20 protein-coding genes are annotated in these 19174 nt (G+C 38.3%); 7 read left to right on the top strand and 13 right to left on the bottom strand.

The features are described 5' to 3' along the window. Positions 1-6 precede the first annotated feature (6 nt). From ccsA to NST62_RS08085, 7 genes are all read right to left on the bottom strand, one after another. The gene (ccsA, locus tag NST62_RS08055) at positions 7-828 is read right to left on the bottom strand and encodes a cytochrome c biogenesis protein CcsA (RefSeq protein ID WP_328215906.1); all 822 of its coding nucleotides are present in this window, start codon (positions 826-828) and stop codon (positions 7-9) included. A gap of 101 nt (positions 829-929) precedes the next feature. Then, on the bottom strand, positions 930-2285 hold the full coding sequence (hemA, locus tag NST62_RS08060; RefSeq protein ID WP_141602904.1) for a glutamyl-tRNA reductase: 1356 nt from the start codon (positions 2283-2285) through the stop codon (positions 930-932). A gap of 277 nt (positions 2286-2562) precedes the next feature. Continuing rightward, complete coding sequence (gene yihA, locus NST62_RS08065) at positions 2563-3144, bottom strand: ribosome biogenesis GTP-binding protein YihA/YsxC (protein ID WP_141602905.1); 582 nt, start codon at positions 3142-3144, stop codon at positions 2563-2565. After that, on the bottom strand, positions 3145-5463 hold the full coding sequence (gene lon / locus NST62_RS08070; protein ID WP_141602906.1) for an endopeptidase La: 2319 nt from the start codon (positions 5461-5463) through the stop codon (positions 3145-3147). 329 nt (positions 5464-5792) lie between these two features. Then, complete coding sequence (clpX, locus tag NST62_RS08075; RefSeq protein WP_141602907.1) at positions 5793-7067, bottom strand: ATP-dependent protease ATP-binding subunit ClpX; 1275 nt, start codon at positions 7065-7067, stop codon at positions 5793-5795. A 203-nt stretch (positions 7068-7270) separates the two neighbouring features. Further along, positions 7271-8563 (bottom strand): trigger factor, encoded by a 1293-nt coding sequence (gene tig, locus NST62_RS08080; protein ID WP_141602908.1) that lies wholly within the window; start codon positions 8561-8563, stop codon positions 7271-7273. Between the two features lie 110 nt (positions 8564-8673). Further along, complete coding sequence (locus NST62_RS08085; RefSeq protein ID WP_328215904.1) at positions 8674-9666, bottom strand: hypothetical protein; 993 nt, start codon at positions 9664-9666, stop codon at positions 8674-8676. 317 nt (positions 9667-9983) lie between these two features. On the opposite strand from NST62_RS08085, the gene NST62_RS08090 reads away from it, so the two are divergent. From NST62_RS08090 to NST62_RS08100, 3 genes are all read left to right on the top strand, one after another. After that, the gene (locus NST62_RS08090) at positions 9984-10298 is read left to right on the top strand and encodes a recombinase zinc beta ribbon domain-containing protein (protein WP_246045882.1); all 315 of its coding nucleotides are present in this window, start codon (positions 9984-9986) and stop codon (positions 10296-10298) included. 71 nt (positions 10299-10369) lie between these two features. After that, the gene (locus NST62_RS08095) at positions 10370-10684 is read left to right on the top strand and encodes a DUF4368 domain-containing protein (RefSeq protein ID WP_246045881.1); all 315 of its coding nucleotides are present in this window, start codon (positions 10370-10372) and stop codon (positions 10682-10684) included. 320 nt (positions 10685-11004) lie between these two features. Next, complete coding sequence (locus NST62_RS08100) at positions 11005-11151, top strand: hypothetical protein (protein WP_181733281.1); 147 nt, start codon at positions 11005-11007, stop codon at positions 11149-11151. A 1091-nt stretch (positions 11152-12242) separates the two neighbouring features. Here NST62_RS08100 and NST62_RS08105 read toward each other — a convergent pair. Beyond that, positions 12243-12941: a hypothetical protein gene (locus NST62_RS08105; RefSeq protein WP_141602910.1), complete on the bottom strand. Its 699-nt coding sequence runs from the start codon at positions 12939-12941 to the stop codon at positions 12243-12245. 425 nt (positions 12942-13366) lie between these two features. Here NST62_RS08105 and NST62_RS08110 point away from each other — a divergent pair, with 425 nt between their 5' ends. The 3 genes from NST62_RS08110 (at position 13367) to NST62_RS08120 (ending at position 15745) form a co-directional block, all read left to right on the top strand. Continuing rightward, positions 13367-14569 carry a transposase gene (locus NST62_RS08110; protein WP_027725900.1) on the top strand — a complete coding sequence of 401 codons (1203 nt, stop codon included), beginning with the start codon at positions 13367-13369 and terminating at the stop codon, positions 14567-14569. 416 nt (positions 14570-14985) lie between these two features. Beyond that, complete coding sequence (locus NST62_RS08115) at positions 14986-15384, top strand: recombinase family protein (RefSeq protein ID WP_328216262.1); 399 nt, start codon at positions 14986-14988, stop codon at positions 15382-15384. Further along, the gene (locus NST62_RS08120) at positions 15344-15745 is read left to right on the top strand and encodes a recombinase family protein (protein ID WP_328216418.1); all 402 of its coding nucleotides are present in this window, start codon (positions 15344-15346) and stop codon (positions 15743-15745) included. Before NST62_RS08115 ends, NST62_RS08120 begins: the two co-directional genes overlap by 41 nt. Here the strand turns inward: NST62_RS08120 and NST62_RS08125 are convergent. The 3 genes from NST62_RS08125 to NST62_RS08135 form a co-directional block, all read right to left on the bottom strand. Next, on the bottom strand, positions 15672-16112 hold the full coding sequence (locus tag NST62_RS08125) for a MaoC/PaaZ C-terminal domain-containing protein (protein ID WP_141602472.1): 441 nt from the start codon (positions 16110-16112) through the stop codon (positions 15672-15674). The genes NST62_RS08120 and NST62_RS08125 overlap by 74 nt on opposite strands. An 88-nt stretch (positions 16113-16200) precedes the next feature. Next, positions 16201-16617: a universal stress protein gene (locus NST62_RS08130; protein WP_141602471.1), complete on the bottom strand. Its 417-nt coding sequence runs from the start codon at positions 16615-16617 to the stop codon at positions 16201-16203. Positions 16618-16733: 116 nt separating this feature from the next. Next, complete coding sequence (locus NST62_RS08135) at positions 16734-17234, bottom strand: hypothetical protein (protein ID WP_141602470.1); 501 nt, start codon at positions 17232-17234, stop codon at positions 16734-16736. A 217-nt stretch (positions 17235-17451) separates the two neighbouring features. Here NST62_RS08135 and NST62_RS08140 point away from each other — a divergent pair, with 217 nt between their 5' ends. Next, positions 17452-17577, top strand: a complete 126-nt coding sequence (locus tag NST62_RS08140) for a YjcZ family sporulation protein (RefSeq protein WP_141602469.1) — start codon at positions 17452-17454, stop codon at positions 17575-17577. Between the two features lie 150 nt (positions 17578-17727). Here NST62_RS08140 and NST62_RS08145 read toward each other — a convergent pair whose 3' ends face one another. Next, entirely contained in the window at positions 17728-17916 is a 189-nt protein-coding gene (locus NST62_RS08145) for a hypothetical protein (RefSeq protein WP_141602468.1), read from the bottom strand. A gap of 163 nt (positions 17917-18079) precedes the next feature. Further along, entirely contained in the window at positions 18080-19078 is a 999-nt protein-coding gene (locus tag NST62_RS08150) for an acryloyl-CoA reductase (protein ID WP_328216266.1), read from the bottom strand. Positions 19079-19174: the final 96 nt, after the last annotated feature.

Genomic DNA, 19174 nt, shown 5'->3' on the forward strand with positions numbered 1-19174 from the left:
TTTCTGCTAGTACCATAAATGAAATTCTGAAAGCTTGCTTCCCAGGAAGAAATTAATCAGCACAACAAAGTAAGCATAGACTTGCGCCCATGCATAGGACAAGCCGGTAATCTTTCCACGCCTTTTTAAAATCAGAACAGCTACATAAATGATCAGCACAATGAAAGACCCGACAATTTTCGCATCAAAAATGGAAACGGTATCCACCTTCATAAAGGCCGATTCCAGCCCCAATAATAAACTGATCACCATGATCGGAATGGCGACAATGACGGAATAATTCATATATTGGGCCGTCTGGGACAAAGAAGGCAGCCTGGACCAAAGTTTTGTATATTTTTTCTTTTTTAACAGGCGATAAAGAATTAGATACAAAACGGAAAAAACAAAGGAAAGCGAAAATGCTGCATACGACAAAATGGCAAAACTTATATGTATAAACAGCATTTCAGATTCCAAAGTTTTTAATACCGGATTCAAATGATTTGGCGCAAAAAGCCGGATGGTCATAAAGATAAATCCAAGTATATTGATAAAAAACACAGGCAAATCGACCCTTGCAATGCAATGCAAAAAGATCGACAGTGTTACAAGCAGCCACGCATAAAAATAAATGCCTTCAGAAAGGGATAAAATCGGGAATCGTCTTGTTTCAAGCACATTCATAACAATAAAAGCGGTTTGCATTATCCAAACAATCGATATTAGCCAAAAAGCCGTCCGGCGAATAATCACTTTCTTATAAAAATAATCGACAAAATAAAACATAATGCTGATTGCATAAAGGACAACCATAATCTGATAAAGGTCAGTCATCACTTTAGTCATACGAAACCCTTCTCCATTTAAAACGTCTAATAATCAAAAACTAAAGCGTTTCCGTATCAATAGTTTACCACATAGATACGAAAACGCCTCAAATTTCTTACTTAAAATGATAATTTTGGCTGATTCTCAAATTCTTTGACGTTCGCCTTTTCCGCTGCCTTCAATCGCTGGTTTTTCAATTCTTCCTGTACAAGTTCTTCGATTCCAAAAATTTGCTGATACAACTGAAGGTTTTGATTGGCTTTAGGAGAGTTGGCAATCTCCTTCACTTGAAGGATCGGCTCTTTTAATAGCTGATTGATGATGGATTTCGTATGTTTATTTAAAATTTTACGTTCCCGTTCTGTTAAATTCGGCATTTTATTTTCGATGCTTCTCATAGTTTCTTGCTGAATCATGTCCGCTTTTTTGCGCAAAGCAGCAATAATCGGCACTACGCCCAGCGTTGCAAACCAATCTTTGAAGTCCACGATTTCCTCTTCAATCATTTTCTCAATTTGCCGGGCGGCTCGTTTCCGTTCAGCCAAGTTCGCTTCTACAATGCCTTGCAGATCATCGATATCGTATAAGAAAGTGTTTGGCAGGTCTCCTACCCGCGGGTCAATATCCCTCGGCACCGCAATGTCCACCAAAAATAGAGGCTTTCCTTTACGCAAACGCTCTACAAACTGCATGAGTTCATAATCGATGACATATTCAGTTGAACCGGTCGAAGTGATGAGAATATCCGTATCAAGCAAAGTGCATTGGAGCTCTTTAATCGATTTTGCATGTCCATTAAATTTTTCTGCAAGCGAAACCGCTTTTTCAAACGTACGATTGACGACCGTTACTTTTCCGACACCGTTTCCATAAAGATTTTCCATTGCAAGCTCGCCCATTTTGCCTGCCCCTAAAATCGTCACGTGCTTATTTTTTAAAGAGCCGAAAATTTTCTTTGCAAGTTCAACGGCAGCATAAGAAACAGAAACAGCATTTTCGTTGATCGTTGTTTCGTTATGGGCTTTTTTTGCGAATGTGACCGCCTGCTTGAACAAGCGGTTAAAAATCGTGCCTGTTGCACCGATTTCCTGTGCTTCCAAGAAGCTTTTCTTCACTTGTCCAAGAATTTGCGTTTCCCCGAGAATCATCGAATCGATTCCGGAAGCCACCCGGAATAAATGTTCCAAAGATTTATCGCTTTCATGGATATACAAATACTGTTCAAACTTCTCTATCGGAATGTTGAACCAGTTGGATAAAAATCGTTTTATATAATAACGTCCCGTATGCAATTGATCGACAACCGCATAAATTTCCGTTCTATTGCAAGTTGAGACGATTACATCTTCCAATATGCTTTTTTCGTTTTTTAACGCAGCCATCGCTTGCGGCAATTCGCTTTCAACAAATGACAATTTTTCGCGGATTTCGACTGGCGCAGTTCTATAATTCAAGCCGACAACTAGTGTGTGCATGAACTTTACACCTCTCACGACTATTTCATAACTTTAATTCTATCACAAAGAAAGCGCTATCCATACTTAAATTGTGAAAAAGTTATGAATCATGTTTTTAAATTAAAATAATTCTAATTTAAGAATAACAAATAAATCATGCATTTTCAATGATATTACACTTTCCATTTATTATTCATCAAATTCCGACAATTTACTCTTTTTGGGCTAAAAAAAAGAGCAAATTGGAATTAAAGGAGCTTTCCAATTTGCCCGTCAAGAATTCATATGTATGGAATCACATGAACTTTTGAATTTCAGCCCATGCTTCTTCCACTCCTAACCCTGTTTCCGCCGAAAAAAGGACTAAGGGTTCCCCCTTTTCCATACCCAAAGTTTCACGCACCATCTTTTTATGTTTCTCCCACTTTCCTCTTGGAACTTTATCCGATTTTGTGGCCACAACAATTGCCGGCAGATTATAATATTTGAGAAAATCGTACATCATCCGGTCATCTTCTGTGGGAGAATGGCGCAAATCAACGATTAAAATGACGGCTTTTAACTCTTTGCGCCCGGTCAAATAACTTTCGATCATCCTTCCCCAGGATTCGCGTTCTTTCTTGGATACTTTGGCGTAGCCATAGCCTGGAACATCCACAAAAAATAGCTGATTTTCGATTTTATAAAAGTTCAATGTCTGTGTTTTTCCAGGCTTCGACGATGTATGGGCGAGGGATTTCCGATTGACCATCTTATTGATAAAAGAAGATTTTCCGACATTGGATCGCCCTGCCAAGGCGAATTCAGGAAGGCCGTCCTTCGGATATTGTTCCCGCTTTACGGCGCTGATCACCATTTCCGCATGATTAACCTTCATTTAAAACCCTCCAACCAGGGCAATCTTTAATACTTCTTCCGCCGTTTTCACCGGTTTAAACGTCAATTGTTCACGGACTTGTTCCGGAATATCGTCGATATCCCGCTCATTGTCCTGTGGGATGATAATGGTTTTTAGTCCGGCGCGGTGAGCGCCCAGCGATTTCTCCTTAAGTCCTCCAATCGGCAGAACCCGGCCGCGCAAAGTAATTTCTCCGGTCATCCCGACTTCTTTTTTTACCGGTTTATTGGAAATGGCCGAAACAAGTGCCGTGGCAATCGTAATGCCGGCAGAAGGACCGTCTTTTGGAACAGCGCCTTCCGGAACGTGGATGTGAATATCGTGCTGTTCGAAATAATCCGCATCCAAGTTGAGCCGGTCGGATAGGGAACGGACATATGAAAGGGCGGTCTGGGCCGATTCTTTCATGACATCTCCCAGTTTACCCGTCAGCAATAATTTTCCTTTGCCAGGAGTCAACGACACTTCAATTTGCAGCGTATCGCCGCCTACGGACGTATAAGCCAATCCGGTTGCCACACCAACTTGGTTTTCCAATTCCGCCTGGCCGTAGCGATATCTGTGCTTGCCAAGCATTTCAACCAAAGTTTTTGAATTGACCGTCACCCGTTTCCGTTCTCCCGATACGATGATTTTAGCCACTTTGCGGCAAACGGCTGCGATTTGGCGCTGAAGTCCGCGGACACCGGCTTCCCGCGTATAATAACGAATCAAATCGACAATCGCTTCGTCTTTGAAAACGATTTGAGATTTTTTCAGGCCGTTTTCCTCTAGTTGCTTTGGAATAAGATGGTTTTTCGCTATATTTATTTTTTCAATTTCCGTGTAGCCCGCTATGGAGATAACCTCCATCCGGTCCAATAATGGCCCCGGTATGGTGCTTAAATCATTCGCTGTCGCAATAAACATGACTTGCGATAAATCATACGGCTCTTCGATGTAATGGTCGCTGAAGGTATGATTTTGCTCGGGGTCCAATACTTCAAGCATCGCCGCTGAAGGATCTCCTCTGAAATCATTGGACATTTTATCAATTTCGTCCAACAAGAAAACAGGATTGATGGTACCGGCCTTTTTCATGCCTTGAATAATGCGGCCCGGCATCGCTCCTACATATGTTCTTCTATGGCCGCGAATTTCGGATTCATCCCGTACACCGCCGAGGGATACGCGCACAAATTTGCGGTTCAAGCTTTCCGCTATCGATTTTGCAAGGGAAGTTTTCCCAACGCCTGGAGGTCCTACCAGACAAAGGATAGGTCCCCGGATGGAATTCTTCAGCTGTCGGACAGATAAATATTCCAAAATGCGCTCTTTCACTTTTTCCAGACCGTCATGATCCCGGTTTAAAATTTCTTCCGCTACTTTAATATCAAGCCGGTCCTCGGTTTTCTCTTTCCAAGGAAGCGCCACAAGCCATTCGATATAATTTCGGATCACGCCGCTCTCGGCGCTGGCTGCGGGCAATTTTTCGTAACGATCCAACTCTTTTAACGCCACTTTTTTAGTGGATTCCGGCATTCCGGACTCTTCAATCCGTTTTCTTAAATCCGCAATTTCACCGGTCTTTCCTTCGCGCTCTCCCAGTTCGGCCTGAATCACTTTCATCTGTTCGCGCAAATAATATTCCTTCTGCGTACGTTCCATCGCCTGCTTTACTTTTGACGTGATTTTCTTTTCAAGATCCAAAACTTCTTGTTCATCATGCAGGCGGATGACGAGATGGTCCAATCTTTTCTTCACATTAAACATGCTGAGAATTTCTTGTTTTTCTGACACCTTAAAAGGCAGATGGGAAGCGACAATGTCTGCAAACCTTCCCGGTTCCTCAATATCTGCCACCGATTGGATTGTTTCCATCGTGATTTTGTTGGAAGCCTTTCCGTACTTTTCAAAATAATTCATCACGGTGCGCATTAACGCTTCCGTTTCGGCGTCTTTCTCTTTTGAATCTTCGTGCAATTCAACATCCACCGTCGTGAAATCTTCATTTTCTTGGTAATTGATGATCTTTCCGCGGCAAATGCCTTCCACTAGGATGCGCAATGTGCCGTTCGGCAATTTCAGCATCTGTTTCACGGAGACATATGTGCCGATCATATATAAATCTTCTTTTTCCGGAAGTTCTATGCGCAAATCCTTTTGAGCGGTCAAGAAAATCTTATTGTCGTTCATCATTGCATGTTCTAATGCTGCGACTGAACGTTTCCGTCCGACATCGATATGTAACACCATTGAAGGGAAAACGAGCAGTCCACGCAAAGGAAGCAGCGGAACATTTTTCTTTATTTCAGTCATGCGGGCCCTTCACCTCCATTATCTTCTTAAAGAATGCACCCGCTTCTCAAGATTAGTATGTGAAAAAATAAGAAGTTTTCACTTGGATTTACATAGCAATTCCTGAATTTTTGTTTAGGGATCTAAATTTCATCATTTCCATGAATCATTTTTTCCACAAACTCATTATTGAAAAAGAAATAAAAAAACTTTTCAATAAAATATCTAAACAGTTTTGTAAAAAAATGTAATTTACACTTTCGTTATAAAGAGCTGACTAACGAGAATGCAAACGCAAAATCGCAGTCAGCTCCTTAAGGTTTCCTTATATATTCATACTTCTTACTACTTTATGCAGAAGTTTTTTTATTGTCCTTCAAATCCTTCAATTCTGTACCATCTTTTAAAATTAATTTTGGTTGCGCTTTCTCCGTCACCGTTTCCTTTGTAATGATGCATTTTACGATATCATCACGGGACGGCAATTCATACATCATATCGAGCATGATATTTTCGATGATGGAGCGAAGTCCGCGGGCGCCAGTCTTGCGTTCGATCGCTTCTTTTGCAATTGCGCGTAGAGCTTCTTCTTCAAATTCCAATTCCACATTATCCAATTCCAGCATTTTTTGATATTGCTTCACTAAAGCATTTTTCGGCTCCGTCAAAATTCTCACCAATGCATCTTCATTCAATTGCTCGAGGGTTGCGATTACAGGCAAACGGCCGATAAATTCCGGAATTAAACCAAATTTTAATAAATCTTCCGGAATTAATTGTGAAAGCAATGAATCGCCTTCCACGTTTTTATTTTTCATATCCGAACCAAAACCGATGACTTTTTGCCCCAAACGGCGTTTAATGATATTTTCGATTCCATCGAAGGCTCCGCCGCAGATAAATAGAATATTTGTCGTATCAATTTGCAAAAATTCTTGATGAGGATGCTTGCGGCCGCCTTGAGGAGGAACGCTGGCAACTGTACCTTCAAGAATTTTTAACAATGCCTGTTGGACACCTTCACCGGAAACATCGCGGGTAATGGACGGGTTTTCAGATTTGCGGGCAATTTTGTCAATTTCATCTATATAAATGATCCCTTTTTCCGCTCTCTCGATGTCATAATCAGCGGCCTGGATCAGCTTTAACAAGATGTTTTCAACATCTTCCCCTACATAACCTGCTTCCGTCAACGAAGTAGCATCCGCAATCGCAAAAGGCACATTGAGAATTCTGGCGAGTGTCTGGGCCAAGAGCGTTTTACCGCTTCCTGTAGGCCCGATTAAAATGATGTTGGATTTTGATAATTCGACATCATCTATTTTACTGTTGGAATTGATTCGTTTGTAATGGTTATATACAGCAACGGCAAGTGCTTTCTTTGCCCGTTCTTGTCCAATGACATATTCATCCAAAATGCTCAGGATCTCTTTTGGTTTAGGTACATCTTGAAAGTTGATTTCCTCTTCTGCACCCAATTCTTCCACTACGATTTCCGAACAAAGTTCGATACATTCATCGCAAATGTAAACACCGGGTCCAGCCACCAATTTACGTACTTGCTCTTGCGGTTTCCCGCAAAAAGAACATTTTAAATTGCCCTTTTCATCATTAAATTTAAACAATTTGCTTCACCCCTATTCAAGCAACAATCTTACAAGATATTGAGCGCTTTAGCAAATAAGAAGTACCGGATGCAACGTTTTTCTATCTGTAAGTATGTAGTGATTTTATTTGCGGTATAAAACAAGGCACGGTAGTTTATGCCGTACCTTGTTCATAACATATTCAATTATCCTCATTATCTATTTTAAAGGAAAACAAAAAATTATTCAGTTATTTTGGCATGCTCAACTAAAAATTCTACTGTTTTTTGCGTGCGGATATCGTTTTCCAAAATTTCCGTTGTACCGCCTAAAGCCGTGATGATTTGATCTTTTTCCATTTTGAATTGCTCAGCCATTTTCTCAAGTTCTTTGTCGATGTCTTCTTGGGTCACTTCAATATTTTCAGCTTTTGCGATTGCTTCCAATGTCAAAGAAATGCGCACGCGTGTTTCTGCATCCGCTTTAAATTGCTCGCGCAAGTCTTTTTCTGACTGGCCGGAGAACTGATAGTAAAGATCAAGCGACATGCCTTGCATTTGAAGACGTTGAGCAAACTCATTAATCATACGGTCAATTTCTGTATTAATCATTGCTTCAGGAATATCCATTTCAGCATTTTCGGCAGCTTTTTCCACTAATTCGTCGCGAAGCGTGCTCTCAGCTTCATTTTTCTTTTGTTCAGCCAATCTTTCCTTGATTTTGCTGCGCAACTCGTCAACCGAATTAACTTCCGGATCCGCTTCTTTGGCGAATTCATCGTTTAATTCAGGAAGCACTTTTCTTTTCACTTCTTTTACAGTCACTTTGAATGTCGCATCTTTACCGGCAAGTTCTTCCGCATGATATTCTTCAGGGAAAGTTACTTGGATATCTTTGGACTCGCCGGCTTTTACCCCCACTAATTGGTCTTCAAAACCAGGAATGAATTGGCCGGAACCGATTTCCAAAGGATAGTCTTCCCCTTTACCTCCTTCGAAGGCTTCATCGCCGATGAATCCTTCAAAATCGATCAAAGCGATATCGCCTTCAGCGATTGGTTCGTCTTCCAAAATTTCATATTCCGCTTTGCGGTTCAATAAATTTTGAATTTCTTGTTCCACTTCTTCATCCGTTACTTCCGTGCTTAATTTTTTCACTTCCAACCCTTTGTATTCGCCAAGTTTTGGTTCAGGTTTTACCGTTACTTTTGCAGTAAATGTGAAATCTTTGTCTTTTTCAAAACCGTCAAGCTCTCCGATTTCCGGATAATCTACCGGGAAGATGCCAGTTTCATCTACTGCTCTTGAATATTCTTGAGGAACCAAAATTTCCAAGGCATCTTGATACAACGCTTCTACGCCGAAACGTTTTTCAAAGATTTTGCGTGGCACTTTTCCTTTGCGGAATCCAGGCACTGTAATTTGTTTTACGATTTTTTTGAATGCTTGATCCAATGCTTTATTTACTTTTTCAGCAGGAACTTCAATCGTTAATACTCCAGTATTTCCATCTTTCTTTTCCCATTTTGCTGACATATTATTAATACCTCCAAAAATAAATTGCATATTTTAAACTTTAAGTTTATACGACTTTGACAACCATTTTAGTATAACATAAGTGGCTAGAGTTTCAACATATTTCATGTTTATTGCAGTTCTGAAAAGTTTTCTAATTCCCGGATAAAACCAAGAATTTCCTGATTTCCTTCGCTGTGTTGTCCAAACATTTGGCGAACAAAATGAATATAGCATTCGGCCACTTCCTGCGGCTGAAAATCCAGCCACTCAAAAGGATACGTTACAATTGAATGTTTTGCAATTATATCTTCAACCATTTCCAAAATTGATGGCTCTTGTTGGAGCTGATCGTTTACTATATTTGAAATCATTTTATATTGTGTCAACTCCGTTGGCAACCCAATTTTAGAGGGATTTACCAACATAACCCGGTTAAATTTTTCCACTTCTACTTCCGTGTCAACGCCTTGCTCCTTCATCAAGATTAGGATGAGACTTTTTACAAAAGGGTGGGTATCCCGGTTTTCAATAATCTCTTTCAATTGTAAGAGAATCGGGCGGATGTTTGCAAAGGCCAGCTCGTTTAATTTGCCCGCTTGTTCCGCAAGATGCAACGATAAAAAATGCTCCGGTTCAAACTGTTCAGGATCGAATTGCTTGACCGTGCTCGTCTTGTCGTCCTGCTTGCCCATTTTTTCGCTGATATTGGCATTTAATTCTTTCAATCTTTTAAATTGTTCAATTTTCTCATCCGGAATCGCCCCTTCATCCAAAAGGGAAGAAATGATTTTTTCAACCTTATGATATTCTTTTAATTGCATGCAAATGGTCAAATATAATTCCATTATTTCAAAATACATGGCCGGGCCAATCCGAAGAAGCCTCTCGCAAATTTCCTTTGCTTTCCGGAAGGATTTTGATTCATATAGTGAATAAGCATATATGCTCATCAAATGCTCATCGTCTTCCGCAAATTGCAGCGCTTCTTCAAAAAACCGGTTGGCCTTTTCAAATTGGTTATTTTTCATATATTTCAGGGCTTCCGAAAATAGCCGTTCCACTGTTCCGGGAAATACAATCACATTTTGAAATGTTTTACTGGAAGATTTTTTATTTTTCACATTTTTCACTCCATAAAAAGAAGAAGATGGTTCAATCATTACCTTACCTTTTTTCCGTGCAGGTTAAACACCTTTCGTTCTAATTCTATATAATCCCCTATTTTCCATCTTTTCAACCAATGACAACACTGCTCTTATTATAGTAAAGAATTTCTAATTTATTGAAGCGCTTTGCTTTCGTTGGACATAATTTTATAGGCAAGCCATAAGAAAGTCATTAGAAAATAAAAAGGATGAAGCTCTTCCGAATCACATTGCATAAAAATGGACCATTTTTTTAAAAACAAAAAAGAACGCCCGTTGAAGAACAATTTATTATAAGAAACGCACATGAAGCCATCATATCTAGAAAAACATTTGAAGCTGTACAAAATCAACTTAAAAACAGAAAAAAATATATTACAGCACCGAAACTGCATCTCTTCACCAACATCCTTTTTTGTGCCGACTGTGGTACAGGAATGTGGTATCGCAGTAATCGAAACGGTTATATTTGTGGCTCTTATGCGCGCCACGGAAAAAAAGCTTGTACCTCCCACACAATAAAAGAGAATGTTTTAAAAGAAATGATTCTAAATGACATTAAATCCCTAACCCAACAAATTGATAAAGAACAATATATAAAAAAATAGAAAAAAAGGCTAAAAGCACAAAATCAGAAACTCAAAAGAAAATTAACAGGATTAATCAAAAGATAGACGTTTTGAAAAATAGAAAAAGAAAATTCATTAACTTACTTGCTGATGGAATTATTACACAGGATGACTATCATGAGAGCATTGAAGCAACAAATAAGGAATTAAACGAATTAATGAAACAACATAATGAACTTCTTACGCTAATGGAAAGCGAAAATACTTTAGAAACTCTTGAAAAGTTAAAAAGAGAATTGCTGCAGTTCCTAAATTTTGATGAATTAACTGAGGATATGCTTCATCGTCTGATTGATCGAATCGAGGTAAAGGCAGACGGTTCACCAATTATTTACTATCGATTTTCTATACCTAAAATTGAATAAGGCAAGATAAGGAAACTCATCTTGCCTTATTTTTCATTTTAAAATTAACTGCGATACACACTCAACGTGACTTGAGTGGTAATCGCAGACATATTGATGTAGCAGTGTTTGCCTTATACTAAGATTCCCTTTTATTTTTGTGATATGTTTATTATGATAAATATTTCCATGATACACCTACTTTTACAAAAAGTATGTTTTTAAAATCTCAAAATAATTACATGATTATCCAAAGAGGATACGCCTGTCAATCTATTAAACTACAAAGTGAAAAGGGCAAACATTTCGCAATACGAGCAATTAACAGGAGGTCGGAGGAAGTGGATACGGAAATTTTGCTTAATCATATTGTAAAACAATTGCGAATGCCGACCATCGGAAAACAATACCGTTCCATTGCATGGGAAGCGGAAGAACGGAATCTGAGTTATAAACAGTTTCTATTGGTATTGTTGGAGGCGGAATAGCAAACCCGGGAGGAAAAACAACGTCAAAGACGTTCTCTGAATAGACCAATCTGTTTGGGAATGAAAAGATCACAGCTGCATTACTGGACCGTTTAACCCATAAAGCCCATATCCTCTTTTACTGAATGGCGAATCCTATCATTTCAGGGAAAGTTTGAAACATCAGAAATCAGAGGAAAAGCAACATATTTAGAGTGAGAAACTTATATAAAAAATGAACCACTCATTCCCAATGATTCAATTAGTTACCGATGAGTAAGTGGCTCAATTTTGATGTAATCGCTCTGGCTCAATTTTATATTGACAAAAACACATAATGTAATTACCATATAATACCGCATAAAATTCCACATAATCTTTTGTAGTTTAAAACTAGCGTGTAAACACTGGACACTCTCGAGTAGAAAAAAACGGAATGGATGTAAAAAAATTAAAGCATATGAGATTGCTTTAACATTAACGGATAAAATTTACGAAATTACTAGGAAACGAAGTTTTTGGAGATAGAAGGACTCGTTATATAGTTTACAAAAGTATGCTACTTTCACTGTAGCTAATATTGCTGAATTTAAACAGTTATACTTCGGTGTTAAGAATAGGTTTTTCAACAATGCTTTGACGCGCCTAAGCAAACTAGAGAGTAATTTACAAACAGCAATGAGTAAAAAGATAATAACGCAGGATGAGTTTGAGGAAATTATCAATCTACGAAAATCTATTAGAAATATACTTATACTTACAAAGTGTATGTCGAATAATAGCAAATGTAAAGTAAGCTAAAATAAAAGGTTGGAGGAAAAAATTTCCCTCCAAGCCAATTTTTATTTGGAAAAGCTATATTATAAAATACTGAAAAAACTATTTAATAGCTTTATTATGTTATAGTATTTTATTTGATTATTTTATATTTTTTTATAAAGTATACTTACAATTAAAATAGCTATGCAGCCAATAAAAATTAGAAAAGAAAAAATAATAGTTAGAGTGTCTCCTCCCCAATTAGCAAATATTATATATAGTTGAATTAATGCTAGAAGAATAAAAGCTAAATTAGAAGGAATCACGGGCTTTCTCATTTTATCCTCCTCACCTTAAGTACATGCCCTAATAATATTCGCTATGCCAAAAAAGTCTAAAAATGCATTACGAAGATCACTTGGTAGACTTTTTGAAACATACTCAATTGAATATTTCCAAGCAGCTGATGTTCTATAATTCCAACTTTTTAACAGTTTATATCGATCATATATTTTTTGTACAGTTTTATTAATACCACCAAGAAGGTTTAAAGCACTTTTTAATTTTAAAAGTTTTGAAGCAGGGAATCCAACTGAACCAATTGCTAATCCAACAGCTATAATACAGTCCACTACTCCCATAGTACCAATTTTATCATTATTTATTTCACTTGAAATTGAACTTGGTATATTTTCACCAAAATCTTCTAAAGAAGGTACAATTAAATTCTCACCTTCAACTATTACTTCTACACCAGTTTTATTAGTAATCCACTTTGCAATTTTATTCGGGCCTTGTTTTTCAATTCCGGGTGGTAATTGTTCAAGTCCTTCTAAAAATTTGTATAAATCATTGTCTGTGGATAAAAGGTTTGAAATCTCTTCATCAAGGATTCCTTCCTTAAGGATTTCTTCATGTAAATTCTCTTCTAATGCAATATAATCAATTTCTGCTGCAGATGCATCTTGTGGTAATCCAAATCCAAGTGTAGAGATTAGTAAGATAGTACACATGAATATCGCTAAATTTTTAAAGACATATTTACGTTTCATTATAACCCTCCACTTTAGATTTTCTAAATGAAATTTAATTTTTTAATGACTGCTATAGCAATCTAATTAACTCGAGTTAAATAAATAATAACAAAAAAATATTACATATTAGAATATAAATTACTAATATTCAAAATATTGTAATTTTTTTAAAATGATGAAATTCTAATAAGTTATTAGATTTTATTATAAATTCTTGTTTTCACAAATGGGTTAAGTAATAAGAAACCCAAGCGAAAACCTTAGAGGTTATATAGCCCAAAACAATTAGGCTATGTAATTCTGCGGTTTTTTTATTTGAGCATTTTGCACATTTTTCAACCCAAGAGTCATAAGGTTTTCTAAAGCATAAAAAAGGACTTCACCCCTTATTTGTAGAATTTTGAAGTGACCAAACCACAAAAATCCATAAGGAGGAAGTCACTTTGTATATTCTACAAGAAAGTCTATTTTCCTTTGAAGAATTGCAAATTTTAGAGTCAAAAGAGAAATTACCGATCTTTTTTAGTGCTCTAGATTTGCGTCCTTATGCTAAACAATTGAAAAGTTCTTCACCCCAAGGGGCTGAAGGACATTCCAAAGAAGGGATATTAAGGGCTCTTATCGCTGCCCCATTAGAAGGTATTGATACTTTTACTTCTCTTCACAATCGATTAAAAAATGACCTGCGTTTTCGTTACCAATGTGGTTTAGATATTAGCAGGCCTGCACCATCCATCTCTACTCTTAGCCGAGTATTTTCTTCACTAACCAAAACTGGACTTGTGAAAAGAATCTTTCAAGATCTCGTCCAGTTAGCTCAAGAGGAAGGAGTAATTGATGGAAAACATCAGGCTATCGACAGTGCCGCCATTGATGCTTATGAAAAGAAGCAGCCTAAGAAGCGAAGTGAACAAACAGGCAACGCCAATTGGGGGGCAAAGTTTGATTCCTTCGGTAATAAAATTACTTGGTTTGGCTATAAGATGCATCTTTCCGTTGACACCAAAAGTGAATTACCAATGGCGATTGAAGTAACCCCTGCTCATATCAACGACGGGGATGTCGCACCACAATTAATTGAACAAGTAAAGAGTTGTACAAACTCTAAAATTGATTTCCTGATAATGGATGGTGGGTACGACCAGCTAAAAAACTACGAATCCGCCAAGAACATCGGGGCTCAAGCTATTATTCCACTCAATTTGCGTAATGAAAAGGAGCCTCCCGAAGGAATTGCCTCCAATGGAACCCCACGCTGTTCGATGGGGTACGAAATGACTTATTGGGGCGCCAATAAGGATCAGCTCAAATTCAGATGTCCACACGCAACCGGAAAAGTGGATTGCCCATTAGGAATGGCAGCCTGTTCATCCTCCAACTATGGAATGGTAGTAAAAATTAACGTGAATAAGGATCTTCGCCGGTACTCTAATCCACACCGCGATTCCAAACGTTGGAAAGAACTTTACAATGAGCGAACCAGTGTAGAACGGTGCAATTCAAGAATGAAAAGTTATCTTACAGCGAACTCCCTGCATGTGTGGGGAATCGATAAAGTAAAAACTCATATTTACTTGAACGCCATCGTATTACTGGTTTCAGCTCTCGCAATGGCAAAAGAGAGTAAAAAGCAACAAACCGCTTAAAAAATTTTTAAAGCGAAAAATTCTGCAAGTACGCCCAAAAAAGGACAAACAGAATATTTGTAAACCAAAGATACAAAATACCCCAATTTATTTGGGTTTCTTTTAAAACTCTTTTTAATAAAAATCTAATTTTGCAAAACTCTCATTTAGAAATATAAAAGGAGATAAGTAAATCGTGAATAGACTAGAAAACACCGTCGACAGAATTTTTGCGGATATTCCAGTCACGTTTATGAATCTAATAAATTCCATTATTGATAATAAAATCAAGGAACTTGTCAATAATGCTACTAAGGTAAACACTGCTACATCTCAACAAAAAAAGAAAGGACATGGTTCGTATTGAGATGTGCAGTTTATGTTCGTGTTTCTACCGATAAAGAAGAACAAAAAGATTCCTTAAATATCAGCAAGAATTGTTCTACAACTATATAGCCGAAAAGGGGTGGGATATTTACAACTTTTATATAGAGATAGAAAGCGGGACGACAGCAAAAAGAGAACAACTTCAAAAATTGATTCAAGATGCGCAGGATAAAAAGTTTGACATTATCCTCGCCAAAGAGTTATCTCGTTTGGCTCGTAACGGAGAATTATCGTATAAAATCAAAAATTTATGTGAGAACCATGGGATTCATATCATTACACTGGATAATGCAATCAATACCTTAACCGGTAACACGCATATGTTTGGTCTTTACGCATGGATGTATGAGCAAGAATCCCAAAACACTAGTAATCGTGTGAAGGAAACATTAAAAACACGTGCAAAAAATGGCCTTTTTCAAGGTTCAAATCCCCCCCTATGGATATGAAGTACGGGATGGAAAATTGTATATTCGGGATGACGAGACACCAAACATTGTACGACGAATTTTTAAAGAATATTTAGAGGGGCGCGGAAGAGAAAGTATTGCGAGACAACTATATAAAGAAGGAGTTCCAACCCCTTCGCAAGTTGCAGGTAAAATAAATGCAGGAGATAAATGGCATGAATCGACCATTAAAAATATCTTAACAAATCCTCATTACGTCGGTGATCTCGTTCAAGGTAGAACTACCACATTAAGCGTAACCAATAAAAAAAGAAAAAAAGTACCTATTATTCGCGTTCTTTTTTGTTCATCAGAAATTTATATTCCGCAATCACAGCGATTTCCCCTGTTTGCTTTATGATTTCCTGCTGGAACGTGACCACTCCGGTGCCGTTTCCTTTATCTTTTAAATCCGTAACTGTCAATTTTAAATGGATTGTATCCCCTATAAATACCGGCTTAATAAATCTCAGCTTTTCTATTCCGTAAAAGGCTGCAACCGTGCCGGGCGCCATTTCCAAAAGGCCTGTCCCTATTGATAATACCAGGAGGCCATGGGCAATCCGCTGCTTAAAAATCGTATTTTTGGCATATTCCGAATCGGTATGTAACGGAAAAAAATCGCCGCTGACACCGGCAAAATTCACAATATCGCTTTCCGTTACGGTGCGGCCGCGGGAAATCCATGATTCCCCGATTTGAAAGTGTTCAAATGGTTTGTTTAACACTTTTTTCTCCCCTTTGCCTGAACATGAAAATGCCACAATCCCACCCAATCCTTACATGGGGCCGGAAGTGGCTGTTGAATTCCTTTTATTAACGGACAACCAATACATCACACTTCGAATAGCGCACAATGCGCTCCGCCACAGAACCAAGCAACCATTTCTCCACTTTATTTAGTCCTGTAGCGCCGCAGACTACCAGGTCGACATCAAGATTTGTCAAAACAGCTTTTGCTGCTCCTTCTTCCACTGACACTTCGACATCTTTAACCCCTTCTTTTTCCGCAGCCTCTTTCCATTTTGCCAACTCTTCTTCCGCTTCTTTCTTCAATTCTTGAGCATATTTTGGATCATAAGCTGCTATGGAACCAAAAGATTTCGTATCAACCACATGGATAAGCAATAAAGATGATTGGAAATTTTTAGCATATTCAATCGCTTGTTTGAACGCTTTTTTTGACCCTTCTGAAAAGTCCACTGCTACGGCAATTTTCTGATACATTTCCATTATTATTCACTCCTTTATTTTCATCCATTTTATCAAAAATTTAACAATAATAAAATCTCGCATTTTTTGTCCGTTCCTGCTTTTTATCCTGCTGCATTTTTTTCTGAAAAGCGAAATCAATCGACATTGATATTTTCTTTCATCACCTTCTCGGCTATTCCCGTATGTGTAATTTTATTGTATTGTTCATACATTTCAGTTACTTCTTCCAAATTGTTTGGATCTAAAATGAAGTTTTTATTCCCCTTTTTATATAGAACAAGGGGATGTCCCCTGAACAATTTGGCATCAATCAATTCCGCTGCGTTTTGAATTTCAATTGGATTTGCGGCCGGATCAAACATTTCGATTCGATGTTCAGTTAAAAATTCCAAAATTTTAGGCACTGTCCAATGGTCTTTAAAAAAGACCACCGAAACCATTTTATGGCATCTTCCGAATCTGACCAGCTGCGCAAAACAATCGTCCATTTGGATGCATTCCGTATGCGTAAAATGAAATTGCTTTTCATACTCCCTCACCATCATGTATTCATAACTGTCCGGATATTCACGCAGGTCATGAATGATTTTTTCATTTCTGTATTGTTGAAAATTGATGATTTTTTCCTCTTTCAATCCGTTCACCTGCCTCAAACCGAAATGAACCTTTCTTCAACGTAAGCGTTTCCATTCCTGAGCGGGAAGAATTTATTTATATTTTATGATGATTCTTCTGTCAAATGAACTTTTATTGAAAAATCATCCTGGTCCTTAATTCCGCAGGATTTCCGCTTTTGTACCATATGGTGCGGGAGTTTCGCCATACATTAAGTACGAACAAGGGGGTGAAAATATGTCTTCCAAATACAGTTCAGGTGGAGGATGCTTTGGAAACAAATTTGACTTTGTTTTAATTGTGGTTCTGTTCATTCTGCTGATCATTGTAGGAACAAACTACAGCGGATATTGTTATTATTAAGCGGTTTCCCCCTTTGCTTTCACTGTCCGCCATCCATTCCCCTTGCCAACACCCTTTTGCGGCCTGAGGCGTTGTCTTTGGGCCTTTTTTCTTTAAAGAGTAAAAGGAAAAATCCATTTTGAACATCAAGGGGTTCAAAATGGATTTTCATCAATTCAATATTCTATGAGGCAACTTATGGTACAAATCAAAAATTTCTTCCGCCGTTTCCTTGAGGAGTTCTTCATCTCCCTGGTCGATTGCATTATCCAATTTCGCATAAATTAATAATAAAATGCTTTTCGCTTCTACTTCGTTCATATATTGAATCTTCTGTTTGACACTTTGAATCCGATTCAATTGCTGACACCCCTCTTCACTCTCTACAAAGCAATTATACTGTATCATTAAAAAAAATTGCCAATATTGAAACTTTTTTATTTTAAAGCAAATTGGTATAGTAGAAGAAAAAAGACAAAAAAAAACTGTCTTGAAAAAATATCAAGACAGTTTTTTATTTTGATCAGGAGTTCAAATGGACCAAAATTCTTCCTTTTGCTTGTCCTTTTAATAGGATCGGAAAAGCATCCGGCAATTCTTCCAATGCTACTTCTTTTTGAATAAAATCCTCTAAACGGTCCGGTTTGTACTCTTTCGCCAAGCGGTTCCATACTTCCTGTCTCGTTTGATAATCGCAATATGCGGAATCGATGCCGAGCAGATCAACACCTCGCAATATGAACGGATAAACCGTAGTCGGAAGGCTTGCGCCGCCTGTTAAACCGCTTACTGCCACTTGTCCTCCCAGCTTGATTTGACTCAAAATCGATGCCAGGGATTCCCCGCCAACCGGGTCCACCGCCGCAATCCATCTTTGTTTTGCCAACGATTTCGGTCTTCCCGGACCGACCGTTTCTTCCCTTGAAATCACGGATTTTGCTCCAAGGCGCTTTATAAATTCATGTTCCGATTCTTTTCCGGTGCTTGCTTCGACCTCATAGCCAAGCTTTGACAAAATGGCGACGGCAAAGCTGCCTACACCTCCTGTAGCACCAGTTACAAGCACTTTTCCCTGGCCAGGAGCAAGACCGTTTTGTTCCAGGCGATAAACGGATAAGGCCGCAGTAAAACCTGCAGTCCCAATAATCATCGCTTCCCGCAACGTGAGTCCTTCCGGAAGCGGCACAACCCACCCGGCCGGGATGCGCGCATATTCGCTATATCCCCCATAATGGGAAACACCGATTTCATAGCTCGTTGCAATCACTTCATCGCCTTCCTTGAAGCGCGGATCCTCCGATGCTACAACAACTCCTGCCAAATCAATCCCCGGAACAAAAGGATAGTTTCTCACAATGTTCCCATTAGGGATTGTCGCAAGACTGTCTTTATAATTCACACCGGAATAATGGACACGAATCAGCACTTCCCCTTTCGGCAAATCGTCGAAGGACAATTGCCGAATATCGATTTCCACATCTTCTCCCTTTTTATCCACGACTAATGCTTTAAATTGCGACATTTCTCATTTCCCCTTTCCAAATTCTATTTTACATGAATTTATTCCAAAAATATCTATATTATGATAGATTTTATCGGTTTATTCAAGATTTTTTCT

Source organism: Ureibacillus sp. FSL K6-8385 (genome assembly GCF_038593155.1).
Lineage (GTDB): Bacteria > Bacillota > Bacilli > Bacillales_A > Planococcaceae > Ureibacillus > Ureibacillus terrenus.

Excerpts from the sequence above, each read along its gene's own strand:
- NST62_RS08130 (WP_141602471.1), bottom strand. The coding sequence starts at position 16,617 with ATGGAAATGTATCAGAAAATTGCCGTAGCAGTGGACTTTTCAGAAGGG.
- NST62_RS08140 (WP_141602469.1), top strand. The coding sequence starts at position 17,452 with ATGTCTTCCAAATACAGTTCAGGTGGAGGATGCTTTGGAAACAAATTT.
- lon (WP_141602906.1), bottom strand. The coding sequence starts at position 5,463 with ATGACTGAAATAAAGAAAAATGTTCCGCTGCTTCCTTTGCGTGGACTG.
- ccsA (WP_328215906.1), bottom strand. The coding sequence starts at position 828 with ATGACTAAAGTGATGACTGACCTTTATCAGATTATGGTTGTCCTTTAT.
- NST62_RS08120 (WP_328216418.1), top strand. The coding sequence starts at position 15,344 with ATGGCCTTTTTCAAGGTTCAAATCCCCCCCTATGGATATGAAGTACGG.
- NST62_RS08150 (WP_328216266.1), bottom strand. The coding sequence starts at position 19,078 with ATGTCGCAATTTAAAGCATTAGTCGTGGATAAAAAGGGAGAAGATGTG.
- hemA (WP_141602904.1), bottom strand. The coding sequence starts at position 2,285 with ATGCACACACTAGTTGTCGGCTTGAATTATAGAACTGCGCCAGTCGAA.
- yihA (WP_141602905.1), bottom strand. The coding sequence starts at position 3,144 with ATGAAGGTTAATCATGCGGAAATGGTGATCAGCGCCGTAAAGCGGGAA.
- NST62_RS08105 (WP_141602910.1), bottom strand. The coding sequence starts at position 12,941 with ATGAAACGTAAATATGTCTTTAAAAATTTAGCGATATTCATGTGTACT.
- tig (WP_141602908.1), bottom strand. The coding sequence starts at position 8,563 with ATGTCAGCAAAATGGGAAAAGAAAGATGGAAATACTGGAGTATTAACG.